This window comes from Pseudoduganella violaceinigra DSM 15887 (assembly GCF_000425385.1).
GTDB lineage: Bacteria > Pseudomonadota > Gammaproteobacteria > Burkholderiales > Burkholderiaceae_D > Rugamonas > Rugamonas violaceinigra.
On the sequence record NZ_AUDI01000020.1, the window covers coordinates 13502 to 32954 of the forward strand.

A 19453-nucleotide genomic window follows, 5' to 3' on the forward strand; every position below is an offset into this window, starting at 1 on the left:
TTATGCGCACGTTCGTCCCCCTGAAACTGCGGGCCAGCTACCTGGCGACAGCGGCGGTGTGCGCGGCGCTCCTGGCCGGCTGTGCGCAGTTCAAGTATTACTTCCAGGCGGCCCAGGGCCAATACGCGCTCTGGTCTGATGCCCGTCCGGTCGACGACTGGATCGGCGATCCCGCCACCGATCCCAAACTCAAGGACCGCCTGGAAAAGGCCAAGCTGATCCGCCGCTTCGCGGTGCAGGAGCTGGGCTTGCCGGATAACGCCAGTTACAAGAACTTCGTGCCGCTGAAGCGCCAGTTCGTGCTGTGGAACGTGGTTGCCACGCCTGAGTTGTCGCTGCGCCCGGTGCAGTGGTGCTTCCCCATCGCGGGCTGCGTCAGTTATCGCGGCTATTACGACAAGGCCGATGCCGAAGCCTATGCCGATGAGCTGCGCAAGGAGGGCAACGACGTGCAGGTCGGCGGCGTGCCGGCCTATTCCACCCTGGGCTGGTTCAGCGACCCCTTGCTGTCCACCTTCATCAACCACTCGGATGCGGAATTGGCGCGCCTGATCTTCCACGAGCTGGCGCACCAGGTGGTGTACGTGCAGGGCGATTCCAAATTCAATGAAGCCTTCGCCTCGGCGGTGGAGGAGGCCGGGGTCAACCGCTGGCTCGAGCTGTACGGCAACGATGCCATGCGCGAAGCCTATGTGCGCTATAACGCGCGCCGCCAGGATTTCATGGGCCTGCTGGTCAAGCATCGGCAGATGCTGGCAGACAATTACGCCAGCAAGTCCAGCGTGAAAAAGAAGCGCGAGGAAAAGCTGCGCATCTTTGCTGCCCTGCAGGAGGAATACAAAGTCCTCAAGGCGAACTGGGGCGGCTATAACGGCTACGACCGCTTCTTTGCGGAACCCCTCAATAATGCCCATTTGGCATCGGTTGCGACCTATAATGACCTGCTGCCTGGCTTCCGCGCCTTGCTGGCCAAGGAAAAAGCCTTCCCGCAGTTCTATGTTGCGGTGCGGAACATGAGCAACCTGCCATCCGTGGAGCGGCATGAACGGTTGCACGAGTTGGCGCGCGCTATGGCGCAAGCCGATGAGGCGACGACGGCCGCTGCTGCCAAGGACGCGGGCGTCGTCAATTGACGAAAAGCGATGCTGCTCTGCAGCATGAAGGCCTGCGATAGAGTGCGCGTTCCAAATCCGGAAAAGTGCTTGCCCTGTGCTTTCCCGCAGGATAGCATTTAGAGTGCGGGAAAGCACGGCCGTTCTATTTTCGCGAATAAAAACACATATAAAACTGAGACAAAGAGGCAGAGGATGGAAAAAATCTGGTTGAAGTCGTATCCCCCTGGCGTCCCCAGTGAAATCGACGCTACGCAATACCGCTCCCTGGTTCACCTGCTTGAAGAATCGTTCCAGAAGTACGCGACGCGCCATGCCTTCGTGTGCATGGACAAAGCCATCACCTACGCCGACCTGGACCAGCATTCGAAACGTCTCGGCGCCTGGCTGCAAAGCCGCGGCATGAAGAAGGGCGCACGCGTCGCCGTCATGATGCCGAACGTGCTGCAATACCCGGTCGCCATCGCCGCCATCCTGCGCGCCGGCTACACGGTGGTCAACGTCAACCCGCTGTACACCCCGCGCGAGCTGGAACACCAGCTGAACGACTCCGGCGCCGAAGCCATCATCATCCTCGAAAATTTCGCGACCACCCTGGAACAGGTGCTGCCGCGTACCCAGGTCAAGCACATCGTCGTCGCCAATATGGGCGAGATGCTGGGCGGCCTGAAAGGCATGATCGTCAACTTCGTCGTGCGCAACGTGAAGAAGATGGTGCCGGCCTTCTCCCTGCCGAACGCGGTGCGCTTCAAGGATGCGCTGGGCCATGCCCGCAGCATGAAGCTGACCCCGGTCGAACTGCGCCATGAAGACGTGGCCTTCCTGCAGTACACCGGCGGCACCACGGGAGTGTCGAAGGGCGCGACCCTGACCCACCGCAATATCATCGCCAACCTGCTGCAGATGCAGGCCTGGTCGGCGCCCAAGCTGGCCGACCTGCCGCCGGAAGAGCGCACCATTATTTGCGCCCTGCCGCTGTACCACATCTTCGCGCTCACCGTGTGCGCCATGTGGGGCATCCGCGAGGGTGGCCTGAACGTGCTGATTCCGAACCCGCGCGATATCGGCGGCTTTATCAAGGAACTGGCCAAGTACCGCTTCAATATGCTGCCGGCCGTGAATACGCTGTACAACGCGCTGCTGAACCATCCCGATTTCAGCAAGCTGGACTTCTCCGGCCTGAAAGTCGCCAACGGCGGCGGCATGGCGGTGCAGAAGGCCGTGGCCGACAAGTGGCTGGCCGCGACCGGCGTCACCATCGTCGAAGGCTACGGCTTGTCCGAGACCGCGCCGGTGGCCACCGCCAACCGCTTCGACAGCACGGAGTTCTCCGGCATGATCGGCCTGCCGATTCCATCCACCGAAGTGGCGATCCTGGACGACGCCGGCAATGAAGTGGCGCTTGGCGTCGCCGGCGAAATCGCGATCCGCGGCCCGCAGGTGATGGCCGGCTACTGGAACCGTCCGGACGAAACGGCCAAGGTCATGACGGCCGACGGCTACTTCAAGTCCGGCGACGTCGGCGTGATGGATGAGCGCGGCTACGTCAAGATCGTGGACCGCAAGAAGGACATGATCCTGGTCTCCGGCTTCAACGTCTACCCGAACGAAATCGAGGACGTGGTGGCGGCCCATCCGGGCGTGCTGGAATGCGCCTGCATCGGCGTGCCGGACGAGCATTCGGGCGAAGCGGTGAAAGTGTTCGTGGTGAAGAAAGACCCGAACCTGACCGTGGAAGCGCTGATGGACCATTGCAAGCAAAATCTGACCGGCTACAAGAAGCCGAAATATATCGAGTTCCGCACGGAGCTCCCGAAGACGAACGTTGGCAAGATCCTGCGCCGCATGCTGCGCGACGAGAAGCCTGCCGACGATAAGAAAGCTGCATAAAGCGGCAAGGCACACGAAAGGCAATACGATGGAAAAAATCTGGCTGAAGTCATACCCTGAAGGCGTTCCTGCGGAGATCGATACGTCCCAGTACCGTTCCGTGACCCACCTGATGGAGGAATCGTTCCAGAAGTACGCAAGCCGCAACGCGTACGTCTGCATGGACAAGTTCCTGACCTACTCCGAGGTGGACCAGATGTCGAAGCAATTCGGCGCCTGGCTGCAATCGAAGGGCCTCCAGCCGGGCGCGCGCGTCGCCATCATGCTGCCTAACGTGCTGCAATACCCCGTGGCGCTGGCCGGTATCATCCGCGCCGGCTACGTGGTGGTCAACGTCAACCCGCTGTACACCCCGCGCGAGCTGCAGCACCAGCTGAACGACTCCGGTGCGGAAGCCGTGATCGTGCTGGAAAACTTCGCCACCACCGTGCAGCAAGTGTTGGCCTCGAGCCCGGTCAAGCACGTGATCGTGGCGACCATGGGCGACCTGATGGGCGGCCTGAAAGGCGCCATCGTCAACTTCGTGGTGCGCCATGTGAAGAAGATGGTGCCGGCCTGGAATATCCCCGGCCACGTCAGCTTCAAGCAGGTGCTGTCGGAAGGCTCGCGCCTGACGCTGAAACCGGCCGATCAAAAGCCGGAAGATATCGCCTTCCTGCAGTACACCGGCGGCACCACCGGTGTGTCGAAAGGCGCGGTGCTGCTGCACCGTAACGTGGTGGCGAACATGCTGCAGAACGAAGCCTGGCTGCAGATGGCGCCGAGCAGCCAGCAGATGGTCTTCGTGGCCGCGCTGCCGCTGTACCACATCTACTCGCTGACCATTTCCTGCTTCATGGGCTGGAAGCTGGGCGGCATGAATATCCTGGTCCCGAACCCGCGCGACATTCCGGGCTTCGTGAAAGAACTGGCCAAGTATCCGGTGACCGTGTTCCCGGCGGTGAATACACTGTACAACGCGCTGCTGAACAACCCGGACTTCGTCAAGCTGGACTTCTCCAGCTACAAGATCTGCAACGGCGGCGGCATGGCTGTGCAGCAGTCGGTGGCCGACCGCTGGCTGAAGGTGACCGGCACCCCGATCATCGAAGGCTATGGCTTGTCCGAAACCTCGCCGGTGGCCACCGCCAACCGCGTCGACATCAAGGAATTCACCGGCACCATCGGCGTACCGATTCCTTCCACTGAAGTGGCGATCCTGGACGACGACGGCAATGAAGTGCCGCTGGGCTCCGCCGGCGAGATCGCGATCCGCGGCCCACAGGTGATGGCCGGCTACTGGAACCGCCCGGACGAAACGGCCAAGTCGATCACGCCGGACGGCTTCTTCAAGACCGGCGACGTCGGCATCATGGACGACAAGGGCTTCGTGCGCATCGTCGACCGCAAGAAGGACATGATCCTGGTGTCGGGCTTCAATGTGTACCCGAACGAAGTGGAAGGCGTGGTCGCCGCCCATCCAGGCGTGCTGGAAGTGGCCTGCGTCGGCGTACCGGATGCCAACTCCGGCGAGGCGGTCAAGCTGTTTGTGGTCCGCAAGGATCCGAACCTGACGGCGGAAGCGCTGCTCGAGTTCTGCAAGCACGAACTGACCGCTTACAAGAAGCCGAAGTACATCGAGTTCCGCGACGAACTGCCGAAGACCAATGTCGGCAAGATCCTGCGCCGCCAGCTGCGCGACGAAAAAAAGGCAGCATAAGCCGGTATTCTTGATCTGGCGCAAATAATGGTTCCGGAGCGGCTGTAAAGTGGAATGTCCCACCAGCGCAGCCTCCGGAAACCATCATGGGCCGATCGACGACACACAACACCGCACTCTCCCTCAGCACCGAAGGCCGCCGCGCGTTACGACAGCGCGAAGGCCTGCGCGGCTACTACGAAGTCTCCCGAACCGATATGACGCCCGACCAGGTCGAGGCGGCATTCGACCTGTCCGTGCGCTGCGCGGAGCGCGCCGTGCAGCGCCAGGTCAGCCATCATCCCCTCACGCAGGCGCAGTTCGATGCGCTGGTCAGCTACACCTGCAGTCTCGGGGCTGGCGGCGCCATGCTGGTGCTGCGCCGTATCGATGCTGGCGACTTCGAAGGCGCGTCCGATGCAATGCTGCGCAATATCGCCACGCCAGTGGACGGCCGCCTGGTAGCGCACGCGGGACTGGCCGCGCGGCGCAAGGACGAAAGCGCGCCTTTCCGCGCCTGACGAGCGCACGCCATCGCGCAGCTGGGCGTTGCTCATGGAAAGCGGCACCTGCTCCGGCAGGCGCAAGATTGCGCAAGAAACACTAGAGGCTTGTTTCGGCGGCCAAAATGCTCACTTGGTCATTCGCAGTCCAGCGATGCCGTCGGCCACGGTGAAGCTGGCAAGCGTCGACAGGCCGCTGCGTGGATCGCGTACTTCGTCCAGGGCCTGGAATGCCATTGCCGCGCGGTCGGGCCGCAGTTCGAGCAGCATGAAACCGCGCCTGTCGCTGCGGCCGAAACGCAGGCCGGGGTTCATGTCGACATACTGTTGTGTGCGCGCCTGCGGGCGCGAGCTGGAGGTGATGGAGGTGCCGCAGAACTCCGTAGCGATCACGGGATTGCCGGCACTGTCCGCGCGCGCGGGATCGCGCCGCAGTTCGGCGGCAAAGAAGGTGTGCACATCGCCCGACAGCACCAGCGGATTGCGTGCGCCGCGCATGGCATCCATCAGGCGCGCGCGGGCGGCTTGATATCCATCCCAGCCATCGGTCCAGAAGCGGCCGTCCTTGCCGTTTGCCGGCGGCACTTGCGACATCTGCGCCATCAGCGTTTGCTGGGCAATGATATTCCAGCGCGCCGTCGATTCCTTCAGGCCTTGCGCCAGCCACGCCTCCTGCTCGCCGCCCAGCATGCTGCGGCGCGGGTCTGCCAGGGCGGCGCAGGCGCTGCGATGGACCGAGCTGGAGCCGCCGCGTCCCGCCGCCTGGCAGGCATGCACGGAACGGTAGCGGCGCGTATCGAGCACATGGAAGCGGGCCAGCTGGCCCCAGTCGTAGCGTTGGTAGAGCCGCTGGGTGCGCAGCGGCTGGTGTTCGAAGTAGGCCTGGTAGGCGGCTTCACGCCGCTGCGCAAAGTCCGGCGACAGCAGTTCATCCCGTGTCGGGCTGTAATCGTTGGCCACCTCATGGTCGTCCCAGGTGACCAGCCATGGCGCCGCATGGTGCGCCGCCTGCAGGTTGGCATCGCTCTTGTATTGTGCGTAGCGCGCACGGTACTGTGCCAGCGTGAAGCTCTCGTCCACCCGCCGGGCTCCGGCGGGATGTTGCAGGCTGTATGGCCCCCATTCGTAGATGTAGTCGCCGAGGAAGGCCACCAGGTCGGGCGCGGCCTGCGCGATATGGCGGTGCGCAGCGTAATGGCCGAATTCCCAGTGCTGGCAGGAGGCGACGGCCAGCTTCAGCATGTCCGGCATGCTGCCGGGCGCCGGCGCGGTGCGCGTGCGGCCCACTGGGCTGACGGCGTCGCCCAGCATGAAGCGGTACCAGTACCAGCGGCCAGGCGCGAGGCCCCGCACATCGACATTGACGCTATGCGCCAGCGCCGGCGCCGCGACCGCCGTGCCTTTGGCGGCGACGCGGGTAAAGGCTTCGTCGTGCGCGACTTCCCAGCGCAGCTGCTGTGCGATAGGCGGGATGGACGCCGCGTTGAGCGGATCGGGCAGGAGCCTGGTCCAGAGGACAATGGCATCGGGCAGGGGCGCGCCGGAAGCAACGCCCAGCGTGAAAGGATAGGCGTCGCTGACGGCGCTGCGCGCCTGGGCGGGAAGATAAGGCGCCGCAGCCGCCAGGGCGGCCACGCGGGCCGCGGTGCGGAGCAGCAGGCGGCGCCCGTCCCGCATGGGCTTACAGCAGCGTTTCGAGCGGCGGCACTGGGCGCGGCTTGCGGTCAGGGCCGGTGGCGACGTAGGTCAGCGTGGCTTCGGTGACCTTGACGATATTGGCCTGCAGGCGGTTGCGTTCCGCATACACTTCCACATTGACGGTGATCGAGGTATTGCCGACTTTGACGATGTCGGCGTAGAAGGTTAGCAAGTCGCCAACGAACACCGGATTCTTGAACAGGAAGGAGTTCACTGCGATGGTGGCCACGCGCCCATTGGCGCGGCGGGTGGCGGGCAGGGAGCCCGCAATGTCGACCTGGGCCATGATCCAGCCGCCGAACACGTCGCCGTAGACATTGGCGTCGGACGGCGCGGGCATCACGCGCAGTTCAGGCATTTTTCCAGGAGGGAGGCCGCGGGAAGTTTGTTCTTGGGTGCTCATCGCAAAATCTCATGAAGGACTACAATTGGTGGGATTTTAAACCAGCCAGCTTACGTATGCGCCGCTATCCGAATACTCCGCCACCTCCGCCCGGTCCGCAACGCGGCGACATTGCAACTCTGAAAACATTGCTGCCTTATCTGTGGGTGTACAAGTGGCGTGTGCTGGCGGCGCTGCTGGCGCTGGTCGGCGCCAAGGCCGCCAATGTCGGGGTGCCGGTCGTGCTGAAGCAGCTGGTGGACGATATGACCGTCAAGCCGGGCGATCCGCGCGCCCTGCTGGTGCTGCCGCTGGCGACCCTGGTGGCGTATGGCCTGCTGCGCCTGTCGACCACCATGTTCACCGAGCTGCGCGAGTTCCTCTTCGCGCGCGTGACCCAGCGCGCGGTGCGCACCATTGCACTGAAAGTGTTCCGCCATCTGCATTCGCTGTCGCTGCGCTTCCACCTGAATCGGCAGACTGGCGGCATGACGCGCGATATCGAGCGCGGCACGCGCGGCGTCAGTTCGCTGATTTCCTACACACTGTTCAACATTCTGCCGACACTGGTGGAGATCACGCTGGTGCTGGGCTACCTGGTCACGCACTACGATATCTGGTTCTCGGTGATCACCTTCGCGGCGCTGGTCATCTACATCACCTTTACCATCCTGGTGACGAACTGGCGCACGCACTTCCGCCGCACCATGAACGATCTCGATTCGAAGGCCAGCACCAAGGCCATCGACTCGCTGCTGAACTATGAGACGGTGAAATACTTCGGCAACGAAGACTACGAAGCCAATCGCTACGACGAAGGCCTGCAGCATTTTGAAAAGGCGGCGGTCAAGTCGCAGACATCGCTGTCCATGCTGAACACCGGACAGTCGGCCATCATTGCCATTGCGGTGACGCTGATCCTGTGGCGCGCCACGCAGGGTGTTATCGACGGCAAGATGTCGCTGGGCGACCTGGTGCTGGTGAACGCCTTCATGATCCAGCTCTACATCCCGCTGAATTTCCTCGGCGTGATCTACCGTGAAATCAAGCAAAGCCTGGCCGACATGGAACGCCTGTTCTCGCTGTTGAACGAGAACCGCGAAGTGGACGATGCCGGGCATGCGAAGCCGCTGCATCCGCAAGGCGCGGAAGTGTGCTTCAACCATGTCGACTTCAGCTACGACCCCAAGCGCCAGATCCTGTTCGATGTGGACTTCACGATCCCGGCCGGCACCACGACGGCGGTGGTGGGCCACAGCGGCTCCGGCAAGTCGACGCTTTCGCGCCTGCTGTACCGCTTCTACGAAGTGAACAGCGGCAGCATCACCATCGATGGCCAGGATTTGCGCGACGTCACGCAGAATTCGCTGCGCCATGCGATCGGCATCGTGCCGCAGGATACGGTACTGTTCAACGACACCATCGAATACAACATCGCCTACGGCCGCCCCGGCGCCAACAAGGACGAGATCATTGCAGCGGCGCGCGCCGCCTCGATCCACGACTTCATTGCCGGCCTGCCGGACGGCTACGAAACCATGGTGGGGGAACGCGGCCTCAAATTGTCCGGCGGCGAAAAACAGCGCGTCGCGATCGCCCGCACGCTGTTGAAGAACCCCGCCATCCTGATCTTCGACGAAGCCACCTCCGCGCTCGATTCCAAGGCCGAACAGGCGATCCAGGCGCAACTGAAAGAGATCGCGAAGAACCGCACCACCATGGTTATCGCCCACCGCCTGTCGACCATCGCCGATGCGCACCAGATCCTGGTGCTGGATCACGGTAAGATTGTGGAGCGCGGCACGCATGCATCGCTGCTGGCGCGCGAAGGTTTGTACGCCCAAATGTGGGAGCGCCAACAGGCGCGCGGAGAGCTGGAGCAGTCCTCGCCGGTGAGCGGCGAGCTTGTCGATTGATAGGGAGGACGGGGATGGCGGTGAAAAAGGTTCTGGCGGTAGCCCTTGCGGCAATCGGCCTCGTGGCGGTCGCAGTCGGCGTCAATACAGCGCGCAGCGGCAGCCGCCAGCTGGCGGTGGAAAAGCTGCCGGCACTGGCAGTCGACGAAACCGCGGCGGCGCAGCGCCTGGGCGAAGCCCTGCGCTTCATGACCATTTCCGATTACAAGGACGCGGGCGCCAACGCCGCTGAATTCGACAAACTGCACGCCCATCTGCAAGCCAGCTTCCCCCGCGTACACGCTGCGCTGAAGCGCGAAAACGTCAACGGCAAGGCGCTGCTCTATACCTGGCAGGGCAGCGACGCGAAGGCCGCGCCGGTGATGTGGATGGCGCACCAGGACGTGGTGCCGATCGCCCCCGGCACCGAAAAGAGCTGGGAGCAGCAGCCTTTCGGCGGCATCGTGCACGATGGCTTCATCTGGGGCCGCGGCGCGTGGGACGACAAGGGCAACCTGTACGCACAGATGGAGGCCATCGAAATGCTGCTGGCCTCCGGCTACCAGCCGCGCCGCACCATCTACCTGGCCTATGGCGCCGACGAGGAAGTCGGCGGCAAGCGTGGCGCCGCGCACATCGCCGAGCTGCTCAAGTCGCGCGGCGTCAAACTCGATTACGTGCTCGATGAAGGCTTGATGATCGTGCACGGCATGGTGCCGGGGCTGGCACCGGGCGCCGCGATGATCGGCATGGCGGAGAAGGGCTACGCCAGTTACAAGCTGGAACTCGATACCGCCCCCGGCCACTCCTCGATGCCACCGCAGGAAACCGCGATCGGCATGATGAGCCGGGCCCTGGGCGCGCTGGAAGCGCACCCGATGCCGGTGCGCATGGAAGGCCTGCCGCAGCAAAGCTTCGAAACCATGGCGCCCGAGATGACGGGCATGAACCGCGTGGCGCTATCGAACTTCTGGCTCTTCAAGCCCATGCTGGAACGCATGCTGACCAAAACGCCGAGCGTGAACGCCCTGGTGCGCACCACCACCGCGCTGACCATCGTCAACGCGGGCGTGAAGGACAATGTATTGCCCGGTACGGCGAGCGCTGTCGTCAACTTCCGCCTGCTGCCGGGCGATACGCTGGCTGGAGTCGAGCAGCATATGCATCAGGTGATCGGCAACGACAAAATCCGCATCACGCCCGAAGGCAGCTTCAATACCGAGGCGTCGCGTGTGGCGCGTCTGGATGGCGCACCGTATGCGATGGTGAACCGCACCATCCGCCAGGTATTCCCGGACGTGATCGTGGCGCCGGGCCTGATGATCGGCGCCACCGATTCGCGTTACTTCAGCGGCATGAGCGACAGCGTGCTGAAATTCGGCCCGGTACGGGCCAAGCCGGAAGACCTGCCACGCTTCCATGGCACCAATGAACGCATGTCGGTCAAAGGCTACGCCGACATGATCCGCTTCTACCACCAGCTGTTGAAAAACAGCGCTTGAAAAAATCCCCGCACTCGGCGGGGATGCTTTTACTTGCCTGCTGCGCAGCTTGCCAAGGCGGCAGGCATGAACGCAGCGTAGTCCAGGTTCTTATTGAAAGCAAAATTCTTATCGTCGGTGCCGTAGGCCTGCTCGCTGATTTTGCGTCCCAGGCATTCGCAGGCGTTGGCGCGTCCGGGCGCATCGAGTTTGGCAAAGGGCGGGAGCCGCTCAATATTTGCTTTGCACAGGTCGGCCTGCTCTTTCGCATAAGACGCCGTTTCGTACTTGTAGCGGCACTGCGTCATGGCTGTCTTGTGCAATGCCGTGAATTGCGCTTTGTCGTTCGCGCTGGTCATCGCTCCCGTTTCCCAATCGGCCGCGCGGAAGGCTGCGACAACTTTCTCGTCGGTGCAGGAGCAGACGAGTTCCTCGCCGGGGGCACGGACGAAATTCTTCTTGCAAGAACTCATTCCATAAGCACGGAAGTCATCGAGATTCGTCTCGTTGACGGGCACCGCCTGGGCGATCTGGAGGGCGGAGGCCAAGGTCGCGATGAGTAAGATGCGTAGTTTTTTCATTTCAGTGGATTTCGGTTATTGTTGGCTGGAGCAGGCATCGAATGCGCTAATGCGCGGCGAAAGGCTGGCAGGGAATGCTTGAAAAAAGCCGCCCAACCGGGCGGCTTTTCTGGTGGCCTGACGCCAGCTTATGGCAGCGGGCGATTGGCCAGGGTGCTGTCGTCTGTATTGGTCAGTTCACCTTCCCACTTCGCTACCACGGCGGTGGCGATGGAGTTGCCGACCACATTGGTTGCGGAACGGGCCATGTCCAGGAAGTGGTCGATACCCAGCAGCAGGACCAGGCCCGCTTCCGGAATCTTGAACTGCGACAGCGTGGCGGCAATCACCACCAGCGATGCGCGCGGCACGCCGGCCATGCCTTTGGAGGTCAGCATCAGCACAGCCATCATCGTGATCTGGGTGCCCATGTCCATATTGATGCCGTACGCCTGGGCGATGAACACCGTGGCGAAGGTACAGTACATCATCGAGCCATCCAGGTTGAAGGAGTAGCCGATGGGCAGTACGAATGCGGCGATACGGTTACGCACGCCGAAGCGCTCCAGGCCTTCCAGGGTTTTCGGGAAGGCGGCTTCGGAGGAGGCGGTCGAGAAGGCCAGCAAGGTTGGCTCCTTGACTTCCGACATCAGCTTCATGACGCGCTTGCCCAGGAACAAGAAGCCGGCGAAGATCAGGATCGCCCACAGGATGCCGATCGAGAGGTAGAACTCCGCCATGAACACGCCGTAGGTTTGCAGCACGCCGACGCCGCTCTTGGCGATGGTGCCGGAAACGGCGGCGAACACGGCGAACGGTGCGAACTGCATCACGTAGCCGGTGACCTTCAGCATGATGTGCGCCACGCCATCCACGGCGTCGACCAGCGGTTCCGCTTTCGCGCCGACAGCGGCGGCAGCGGTACCGAAGAACAGCGAGAACACGACGATCTGCAGGATCTCATTCTTCGCCATGCCGTCGATGATCGAGGAGGGCACCAGGTGGGTGATGAATTCCTTGAGCGACAGGCTGGACGTTTGCAGCGTGGCAGCGGCGGCAGCGCCGTCCGTCGGAATGTGGCCCAGCAGGGCATCGCCGGGACGGAACAGGTTCACCATGATCAGGCCCAGCGTCAGCGACAGCACGGACGCCAGGAAGAACCAGCCCAGGGTCTTGATGCCGACGCGGCCGACTTCCCGTGTGTCGCCCATGCGCGCAATGCCGACCATCAGGGTCGAGAACACCAGCGGCGCGATAATCATCTTGATCAGGCGCAGGAAGAGGGTGGTGATGAGGGACATATAGTCCGCAAAACTGGTCGCTTGTGGCGCCGTCTGCGAAACATTGATGGCGTAGCCGGTAAGGACACCCAACGCCAGGCCGACGAGGATATATGTGGTCAGGCGGTTTTTGTTTGCCATAAGCAAGATTCCTGAAGAGGGGCGGAATTGCCGTTAGAATGAAGAGCTTTTGATGAGCTATTAAGCAAGTCCCGAAGTATCCTTGCGGTTCTAGGCCACTGTCAAGCAAGAATAATCTCGCTGAAACCCGAAAAAGATGATCGCAATTAAAGACTTAAGTAAGTGGTATGGCAACTTTCAGGTGCTCGCGGAATGCAGCACCGAGGTCGCCAAAGGCGATGTCATGGTGATCTGCGGCCCTTCGGGATCGGGTAAATCGACGCTGATCAAGACCGTTAACGGGCTGGAACCCTTCCAGAAGGGTGAAATTATTGTCAACGGAATCTCGGTCGGCGCCAAGGGCACCGACCTCTCCACCCTGCGCTCGCACATCGGCATGGTGTTCCAGAACTTCGAGCTGTTTCCCCATTTGACGGTGCGGGAAAACCTGACCCTGGCCCAGATGAAAGTGCTGCGCCGCTCGCAGGACGAGGCCAATGAGAAGGGCTTGCGATACCTGGACCGCGTCGGTCTGCTGGCGCACCAGGACAAGTTTCCCAGCCAGCTTTCCGGCGGCCAGCAGCAGCGCGTGGCCATCGCCCGCGCCCTGGCCATGGATCCGGTGGCCATGCTGTTCGACGAACCCACGTCCGCACTCGACCCGGAAATGGTCAACGAAGTGCTGGATGTGATGGTCGGCCTGGCGCAGGAAGGCATGACCATGATGGTGGTGACCCACGAAATGGGCTTCGCCCGCCGCGTGGCCAACCGCGTGCTGTTCATGGACCAGGGCCGCATCCTCGAAGACTGCGGCAAGGACGAGTTCTTCGGCGCGCCGCGCTCAGAGCGCGCCCGCGACTTCCTGGCCCGGATCATCCACTAAAACTAAGCGCAGGCCTAGCGGCTGGCGGCCAGCCAGTGCCCGCGGTCCGACCAGCCCAGGAATTGGCGGGTGCCGATTGCCTGGTCGACCGGCACGCCATTGATGGCCGCCAGCAGCCCGCGCCAGGCCGGTGAGAACGCCTTCTGGAATTGCGGCTGCTGTTCGGCCAGGAAGGTCTTGGCCCAGTCGACGAAGGCCTGGACCTCGGCTTCCGGCTGCAGCGACAGGAAGAACACCATCTGACGCCATGCATAAGCCGCGTTCTTGATGCATATCACATCGCTGTGCCAGTCGCGCACGTTCACCTGCAAGCGCTGGCAGATCCACTTGAAGCATTGACGGCTCAGGCGCGGCAGTTCCGGGCGCAGCGCCGCGCCCAACGGCAGCCTGCTGAACAGGACGGCGAGATTCTGCGAAGTGAGGACTTGCTGCTGCTCGATGATCATGCCGTTGGTGGCCGGGCGCCAGGTATTGGCCGGCACGCCGGCGCGCTCGGCGCAGATGCCCGCCAGGTCCAGGCCGCGCGTGTTGCGTGGACGGCGGAACCATGCGAGCTGCTTGCCTTTGCCTTCATTCGCCGAGCGGAACATGCTGTAGTCGATGCCGTAGTAGCGCGCGTACAGCGTTCCGTCCAGCAGGTCGGCCGCAATGCCAAGGGCCTCTTCGAATTTGCCGGAGAACTGGCCCATGAAAATATCGGTCGCCAATTCCTCTGTCAGCGGCAGGTCCACGCCTGCGTGGCGGGCGAGCGCGGTAAGCTCCTGCAGCAGCTTGTTGGGCAGCGGAGTATGGGGGAAGGCCGCCAGCGCCAAGGTTGCCGTTTCCTCCAGCGCCTGCTTTGCCACATCTTTATGCGACAGCGCGTTGCCGCGGAATTGATCCGCGGCCGACACCCATGGCAGCTCCTCCAGCCTGACCTGTTTTTCAAGGTTCAGCAGCAGCAGGGAGCGGCGGCGGCGGAAAGCGCGGTAGACGGCGGCGTACAGGCTGCGCAGCCTTGGCTCCTCGATGTTGAGGGCGGCCAGGCCTGAGCTTAGCTGAGGTAAGACCTTGGCCAGCACCTCGCCCGAGGTGATGAGTCCCGCCCGCACCAGTCCATCGATGGAGTCGCGCTGGCAGCGCATGGCCTTGCGGCCGATCGATGGCGGAATGCGGGTGCCGGCCGGCAGCGCGCTGCTTGCCTCCTGCTCCAGGACATCGGCCCTGAGCTGGCGCGCATCGTCGATGCCTTCCCCGGGCGGGTGTTTGGCGATCCGCTCCGCGACCAGGGCGGCGATCTTGTCGTGCATCGGCGCCGCGACATCGCGCGCCTGGGCATTCCGCTGCGAGACCCGCCTGGCGTCTGCCACCGGGCCATGCTTCTCGATGTTCAGGTTGACGATCACGCGAACCATGCCGACATCGCGGCTGGTCAGCGAGGCGGGATCGGCGGCGCAGCGCTGCAGCAGCGCGCGCAGTTTGGCGTAGTGCAGGTTCGGCTTGTCCTGCTTGCGGCAAAGGCGATGCCTTGCGCGCAGGATCGGATAGGCCTTGAGCAGGTCGAGGGCCCGCTGCTGCCAGCCCGCGGGGTAAGTGCGGCAGGGCCAGCCATCGGCATAGGTTTCGGCGAACAGGCCGACCACCCGGTCATTGAACGGCGCCCAGACGGTGACGGCTTCCTTTTGCGCCAGGATCTGCTGGTTGGGGCGCACCGCTTGCAGGCTTTCCTTGACGGCGCCTGCGCTCTGGACATACACGCCGGGCCCCTGGCGCCGCGGCTCGGTGGCCGGGGCAGGATAGAAGCGCAGGCGCGAAAAGAACGGCGCCAGCTGCTCGACCAGCTCGCGCGCCTTCTCCGCATGGCCCTGGCCGGCCAGCCAGGCGACGGCCAGCAGGGCGCCCTCTTCGGGCACGTTGATTTCGTAGCAGCCGGTGGCCAGCATGTCCTGCAGCCGCGCCATGCCGGCGTCGGACAGGAAGTAGGTGTTCAGGGCCTGCCGCTCATGGTGCTCGGCTACCGGGGGAATGGCTTTCAGGTATTCGCGTTCAAACGGCAGTAAAGGCCCGCCGGCCAGCAGCTTTCCCGTCGCGAAACCGCCAGTCACGACCTCCAGCGTGGCCCATGCGGGAATAATGTCTTTGATGTTTTTGAACGGCGTGCGCGACCCGTACTCGGCCGATCGCGAAAGAATGTTGGACAACACGGCGACCCAGGAGCCGATACGTTGTTCATTTGGCTCTGCGGCCACCAGGGCCTTTGCAAGTTGGACGGTCGCGTAGCCAGAATTTATATTGGGCATTGCATTCCTGGGATGAGGATTCGGGGGCCGGAATCGAACCGGCGCCCACTCGGTCCGGAGCCGAGTGTTCTTCCACTGAACTACCCCGAATTAGAAAATAGCGCGGCGGTATGTTGACAGAATGTAACGAATTTGGCAACTCACATCTGCGGCCAGGGGCGGAATACTGTTGCTGACAGGGTAAAATGGCGGGATTCGTTCTATAGGAAAGCCTGCCGCCATGAGTGACTTCGAGATCCCGCACAGCATCACCATCACCCGCCCAGACGACTGGCACCTGCACCTGCGCGACGGCGCCACCATGGCCAGCGTCCTGCCGGACACCGCGCGCCAGTTCGGCCGCGCGATCGTGATGCCGAATCTGAAACCACCGGTCACCACCGTGGCCCAGGCAGCCGCCTACCGCGACCGCATCCTGGCCGCCCTGCCGCAAGGCATGGACTTCGAGCCGCTGATGACGCTTTACCTGACCGACAACACGTCGCCGGATGAAATCATCCGCGCCGCCGACAGCGGCTTTGTGCACGCGGTCAAGCTGTACCCGGCCGGCGCCACCACCAACTCCGACGCCGGCGTGACCGACCTGTCCAAGTGCTACAAGGTGCTGGAGACCATGCAGGAAGTCGGCTTGCCCTTCCTGGTGCACGGCGAAGTCACCGACCAGGACATCGACCTGTTCGACCGCGAAGCCGTCTTCATCGAACGCGTAATGCGCCCGCTGCGCAAGGACCTGCCGGCCCTGAACATCGTGTTCGAACACATCACCACCAAGGATGCCGCGCAATATGTGGCGGAAGCGGAAGGCCCGATCGCGGCCACCATCACGGCCCACCATCTTCTGTACAACCGCAATGAAATCTTCAAGGGCGGCATCCGCCCGCATTACTACTGCCTGCCGGTGCTGAAGCGCGAAGAGCACCGCCTGGCGCTGGTGACCGCGGCGACCAGCGGCGACGAGCGTTTCTTCCTCGGCACCGACTCCGCGCCGCACGCGCAGGGCGCCAAGGAAGCGGCCTGCGGCTGCGCCGGCTGCTACACCGCGCTGCACGCGATGGAGTTGTACACCGAAGCCTTCGCCCGCGCCGGAGCCCTGGACAAGCTGGAAGCCTTCGCTTCCCTGAACGGCCCGGCCTTCTACGGCCTGGAGCCGAACCAGGGCACCATCACCCTGAAGCGCGAGCAGTGGACCCTGCCGGCCGACCTGCCGTTCGGCGATTCGAAACTGATCCCGCTCAACGCCGGCGAAACGATCAACTGGAAAATGGTTTAAGTGTTCCAGGAGATCGACTGGTCCCGCGCCTGGTACGCCTCGGTGCGGGACGCCGCCTCCCGCATCGACCTCTCCCTGCCCAGTGTTGTCGCCCCGTTCTGCGAACAGGCGGCGGCGCTGGCGCTGGTCAACCACAGCGGACAGCCGCTGCGTTTCGTGCCGCAAGCCGCCCTGCCTGAAGGCACGGCCTACGAAGAATTCATCGGCGCCACCGGCCAGGTGCCCACCCGCGACAACCTGCACGACTTCTTCAACGGCCTGGTATGGCTGACCTTCCCGCTCGTCAAACGCCAGCTCAATGCCTTGCAAGCTGCGCAGATCGCACAGGACGGCGTCGGCAAGTCGCGCGGCCCCGCGCGCGATGCGGCCACCATCTATGACGAAAATTCCGCGCTGCTGGTGGTACGCGACGATGCGGACGGCGCCGCCCTGGTGGACGCCTTGCGCAACCACCGCTGGCGCGAAGCCTTCGTCGAACGCGCCGCGCAGTTCGGGCCGCAGGCCCAGCTCTGGCTGTTCGGCCATGCCCTGATGGAAAAGCTGGTGGCGCCATACAAGGCCATCACGGCCCATACGCGCGTGGTGCTGGCCGGCGGCGACTACTGGTCGCTCGACGACAGCGCGCGCCGTGCCTGGCTGGATCGCACCGAAGCGCAGCGCCTGGCCGAAGAAGGCTTGGCCAAAGGCGGCTTCACGCCGCTGCCGGTACTGGGCATCCCTGGTTGGTGGCCGCAGCAGGACGAGGCCTTTTACGAAGACGAAACGGTCTTCCGCGCCAAGCGGAGGCCCGCGCACAAGGAGGGTTGAATGGACAAGGTCATTCGCTGGGGCATCCTCGGCACCGGCAAGATCGCCAAGGCTTTTGCCACGGCGCTGCGCGAAGTCCCCGATGTCGAACTGGCGGCGGTCGCCTCGCGCAGCCTCGAGAGCGCAAGCGAATTCGCCGCGCAGTACGGCGTCAAGCGCGCCCACGGCAATTACCAGGCACTGGCCGATGATGCCGGCGTGGACGCGGTCTACATCGCCACGCCGCACGCCATGCACCACGAAAACGCCATCATGTGCCTGCAGGGCGGCAAGGCTTTGCTGGTCGAAAAGGCCTTCACCCTGAACCGCCGTCAAGCGCAGGAAATCGCCAGCCTGGCGCGCGAACGCAAGCTGTTCGTCATGGAAGCGATGTGGACGCGCTTCCAGCCCGCCATGCTGGAAGCCAAACGCATGATCGACATGGGGGAGATCGGCAATGTGCGCAGCCTGCAGGCCGATTTCGGCTTTCCGGCCGATGCCGGCCCCGAGCACCGCCTGTTCAATCCCGCGCTGGGCGGCGGTTCCCTGCTGGACCTGGGCATCTACCCGCTATCGATGGCGGCCTTCTTCCTCGGCCCCGTCAAGGGCGTGCGCGGCTACGGCGAACTGACGCCGGCCGGTGTCGACATGCAAGCCAGCTTCGTCCTGCATCACGAAGGCGGCGCACTGTCGGCCTGCAGCTGCAGCCTGAGCGCCTGGACCCCGACCACCCTGACCATCTGCGGCGACAAAGGCTACCTGCGCCTGCACGGCCGTTTCCACCATACTGAGCGCTTCACCATTGGACTGAACCGCGGCGGCGAGCGCGAATTCCACTACCCCCGCATCGGCAACGGCTATGCGCACGAGGCGATGGAAGTAGGGCGCTGCCTGCGCGAAGGCCTGTTGGAAAGTCCGGAAATGCCGCTCGATGAAAGCGTCGCCCTGATGGGCATTCTGGACGAATTGCGGGCGCAGATCGGCGTCCGCTATGTTGTCGATTAAACGACAACTCTGTACAAAAAAATCATAGCCCTAAAATTAGCAAAAAGCTATCATCGAATTTTAACTTCGATTGGGAGGGTATATGCATCAAGCATTCCTGAAGCTGGCGGGCGGCGTGGCGCTGGCATTGGCATCCGGCGCCGCTTCTGCGCACTGGACCACGACCGACCTTGAAGTGGCCGGCGTGATCCAGGAAATGCCCGGCCCGATGGCGCGCTGCGCGAGCAAATTCGGCGGCACGATCACCGGCCATGGCAACAGCAGCCCGCTGGGACGCGTAGCCTTTGTCGCGAGCGATTGCATTACCCCGAATGGCCCGATCTTCAACTTCGACCGCGGCCGCTTCATCATCATGACCCAGTCCGGCGACCAGCTATTCGCCGACTACAGCGGCCAGTTCGTGCCGACCGGCCAGGGCACCAACTACGCATTCAGCGGCGCCTCGTTCCAGATCGTGGGCGGCACCGGGCGCTATATGTTTGCAAGCGGCGGCGGCCAGCTGCTGGGCGGCGAAGACATGGTGACCGGCGCCGGCAACATCACCCTGAAGGGCCGCATCAGCTACTGGGCACGCTGAGGCCATCCTGAGCGGCCGTCAGCAGGAAACGGCGGCATCCTTTACACTGGCTCT

Annotated in this window: 16 protein-coding genes and 1 tRNA gene; 11 read left to right on the forward strand and 6 right to left on the reverse strand. The window is 63.3% G+C overall.

Going from position 1 to position 19453, the window contains the following annotated elements:
* Positions 1-2 precede the first annotated feature (2 nt).
* The 4 genes from H597_RS0113375 (at position 3) to H597_RS33305 (ending at position 5201) form a co-directional block, all read left to right on the forward strand.
* Positions 3-1133: an aminopeptidase gene (locus tag H597_RS0113375; protein WP_028102594.1), complete on the forward strand. Its 1131-nt coding sequence runs from the start codon at positions 3-5 to the stop codon at positions 1131-1133.
* Between the two features lie 174 nt (positions 1134-1307).
* Positions 1308-3002 (forward strand): long-chain fatty acid--CoA ligase, encoded by a 1695-nt coding sequence (locus tag H597_RS0113380; protein WP_028102595.1) that lies wholly within the window; start codon positions 1308-1310, stop codon positions 3000-3002.
* A gap of 28 nt (positions 3003-3030) precedes the next feature.
* Entirely contained in the window at positions 3031-4701 is a 1671-nt protein-coding gene (locus tag H597_RS0113385) for a long-chain-fatty-acid--CoA ligase (RefSeq protein WP_028102596.1), read from the forward strand.
* Between the two features lie 86 nt (positions 4702-4787).
* A complete protein-coding gene (locus H597_RS33305; protein WP_051293770.1) occupies positions 4788-5201 on the forward strand; it encodes a glycoside hydrolase family protein in 414 nt (137 codons plus the stop codon).
* 111 nt (positions 5202-5312) lie between these two features.
* Here H597_RS33305 and H597_RS0113395 read toward each other — a convergent pair whose 3' ends face one another.
* Positions 5313-6860: an alkaline phosphatase D family protein gene (locus tag H597_RS0113395; RefSeq protein ID WP_028102597.1), complete on the reverse strand. Its 1548-nt coding sequence runs from the start codon at positions 6858-6860 to the stop codon at positions 5313-5315.
* Between the two features lie 4 nt (positions 6861-6864).
* Positions 6865-7239, reverse strand: coding sequence for an acyl-CoA thioesterase (locus H597_RS0113400; RefSeq protein ID WP_229632166.1), 375 nt, complete (start codon positions 7237-7239; stop codon positions 6865-6867).
* A gap of 101 nt (positions 7240-7340) precedes the next feature.
* On the opposite strand from H597_RS0113400, the gene H597_RS0113405 reads away from it, so the two are divergent.
* Positions 7341-9179, forward strand: a complete 1839-nt coding sequence (locus H597_RS0113405) for an ABCB family ABC transporter ATP-binding protein/permease (RefSeq protein ID WP_028102599.1) — start codon at positions 7341-7343, stop codon at positions 9177-9179.
* Positions 9180-9193: 14 nt separating this feature from the next.
* Complete coding sequence (locus H597_RS0113410) at positions 9194-10660, forward strand: M20 family peptidase (protein WP_035374161.1); 1467 nt, start codon at positions 9194-9196, stop codon at positions 10658-10660.
* 29 nt (positions 10661-10689) lie between these two features.
* Here the strand turns inward: H597_RS0113410 and H597_RS0113415 are convergent, their stop codons facing one another.
* Both H597_RS0113415 and H597_RS0113420 read right to left on the reverse strand, forming a co-directional pair.
* On the reverse strand, positions 10690-11220 hold the full coding sequence (locus H597_RS0113415) for a hypothetical protein (RefSeq protein WP_154668099.1): 531 nt from the start codon (positions 11218-11220) through the stop codon (positions 10690-10692).
* Between the two features lie 128 nt (positions 11221-11348).
* The gene (locus H597_RS0113420; protein ID WP_028102602.1) at positions 11349-12620 is read right to left on the reverse strand and encodes a dicarboxylate/amino acid:cation symporter; all 1272 of its coding nucleotides are present in this window, start codon (positions 12618-12620) and stop codon (positions 11349-11351) included.
* Positions 12621-12756: 136 nt separating this feature from the next.
* Here H597_RS0113420 and H597_RS0113425 point away from each other — a divergent pair, with 136 nt between their 5' ends.
* Positions 12757-13482, forward strand: coding sequence for an amino acid ABC transporter ATP-binding protein (locus tag H597_RS0113425; protein WP_028102603.1), 726 nt, complete (start codon positions 12757-12759; stop codon positions 13480-13482).
* A 14-nt stretch (positions 13483-13496) separates the two neighbouring features.
* On the opposite strand, the gene H597_RS30815 is transcribed toward H597_RS0113425, so the two are convergent.
* Together H597_RS30815 and H597_RS0113435 are read right to left on the reverse strand one after the other, a co-directional pair.
* The gene (locus H597_RS30815) at positions 13497-15761 is read right to left on the reverse strand and encodes a hypothetical protein (RefSeq protein ID WP_051293771.1); all 2265 of its coding nucleotides are present in this window, start codon (positions 15759-15761) and stop codon (positions 13497-13499) included.
* An 18-nt stretch (positions 15762-15779) separates the two neighbouring features.
* Positions 15780-15851 (reverse strand) — tRNA-Arg (locus tag H597_RS0113435).
* 130 nt (positions 15852-15981) lie between these two features.
* On the opposite strand from H597_RS0113435, the gene pyrC reads away from it, so the two are divergent.
* The 4 genes from pyrC to H597_RS30820 all read left to right on the forward strand — a co-directional run bounded on the left by pyrC (position 15982) and on the right by H597_RS30820 (position 19399).
* On the forward strand, positions 15982-17031 hold the full coding sequence (gene pyrC, locus H597_RS0113440; RefSeq protein WP_028102604.1) for a dihydroorotase: 1050 nt from the start codon (positions 15982-15984) through the stop codon (positions 17029-17031).
* Entirely contained in the window at positions 17032-17838 is an 807-nt protein-coding gene (locus tag H597_RS0113445) for a DUF3025 domain-containing protein (protein ID WP_028102605.1), read from the forward strand.
* Entirely contained in the window at positions 17839-18822 is a 984-nt protein-coding gene (locus tag H597_RS0113450; protein ID WP_028102606.1) for a Gfo/Idh/MocA family protein, read from the forward strand. It abuts the gene before it with no gap.
* An 82-nt stretch (positions 18823-18904) separates the two neighbouring features.
* On the forward strand, positions 18905-19399 hold the full coding sequence (locus tag H597_RS30820) for a hypothetical protein (protein ID WP_051293772.1): 495 nt from the start codon (positions 18905-18907) through the stop codon (positions 19397-19399).
* Positions 19400-19453 lie beyond the last annotated feature (54 nt).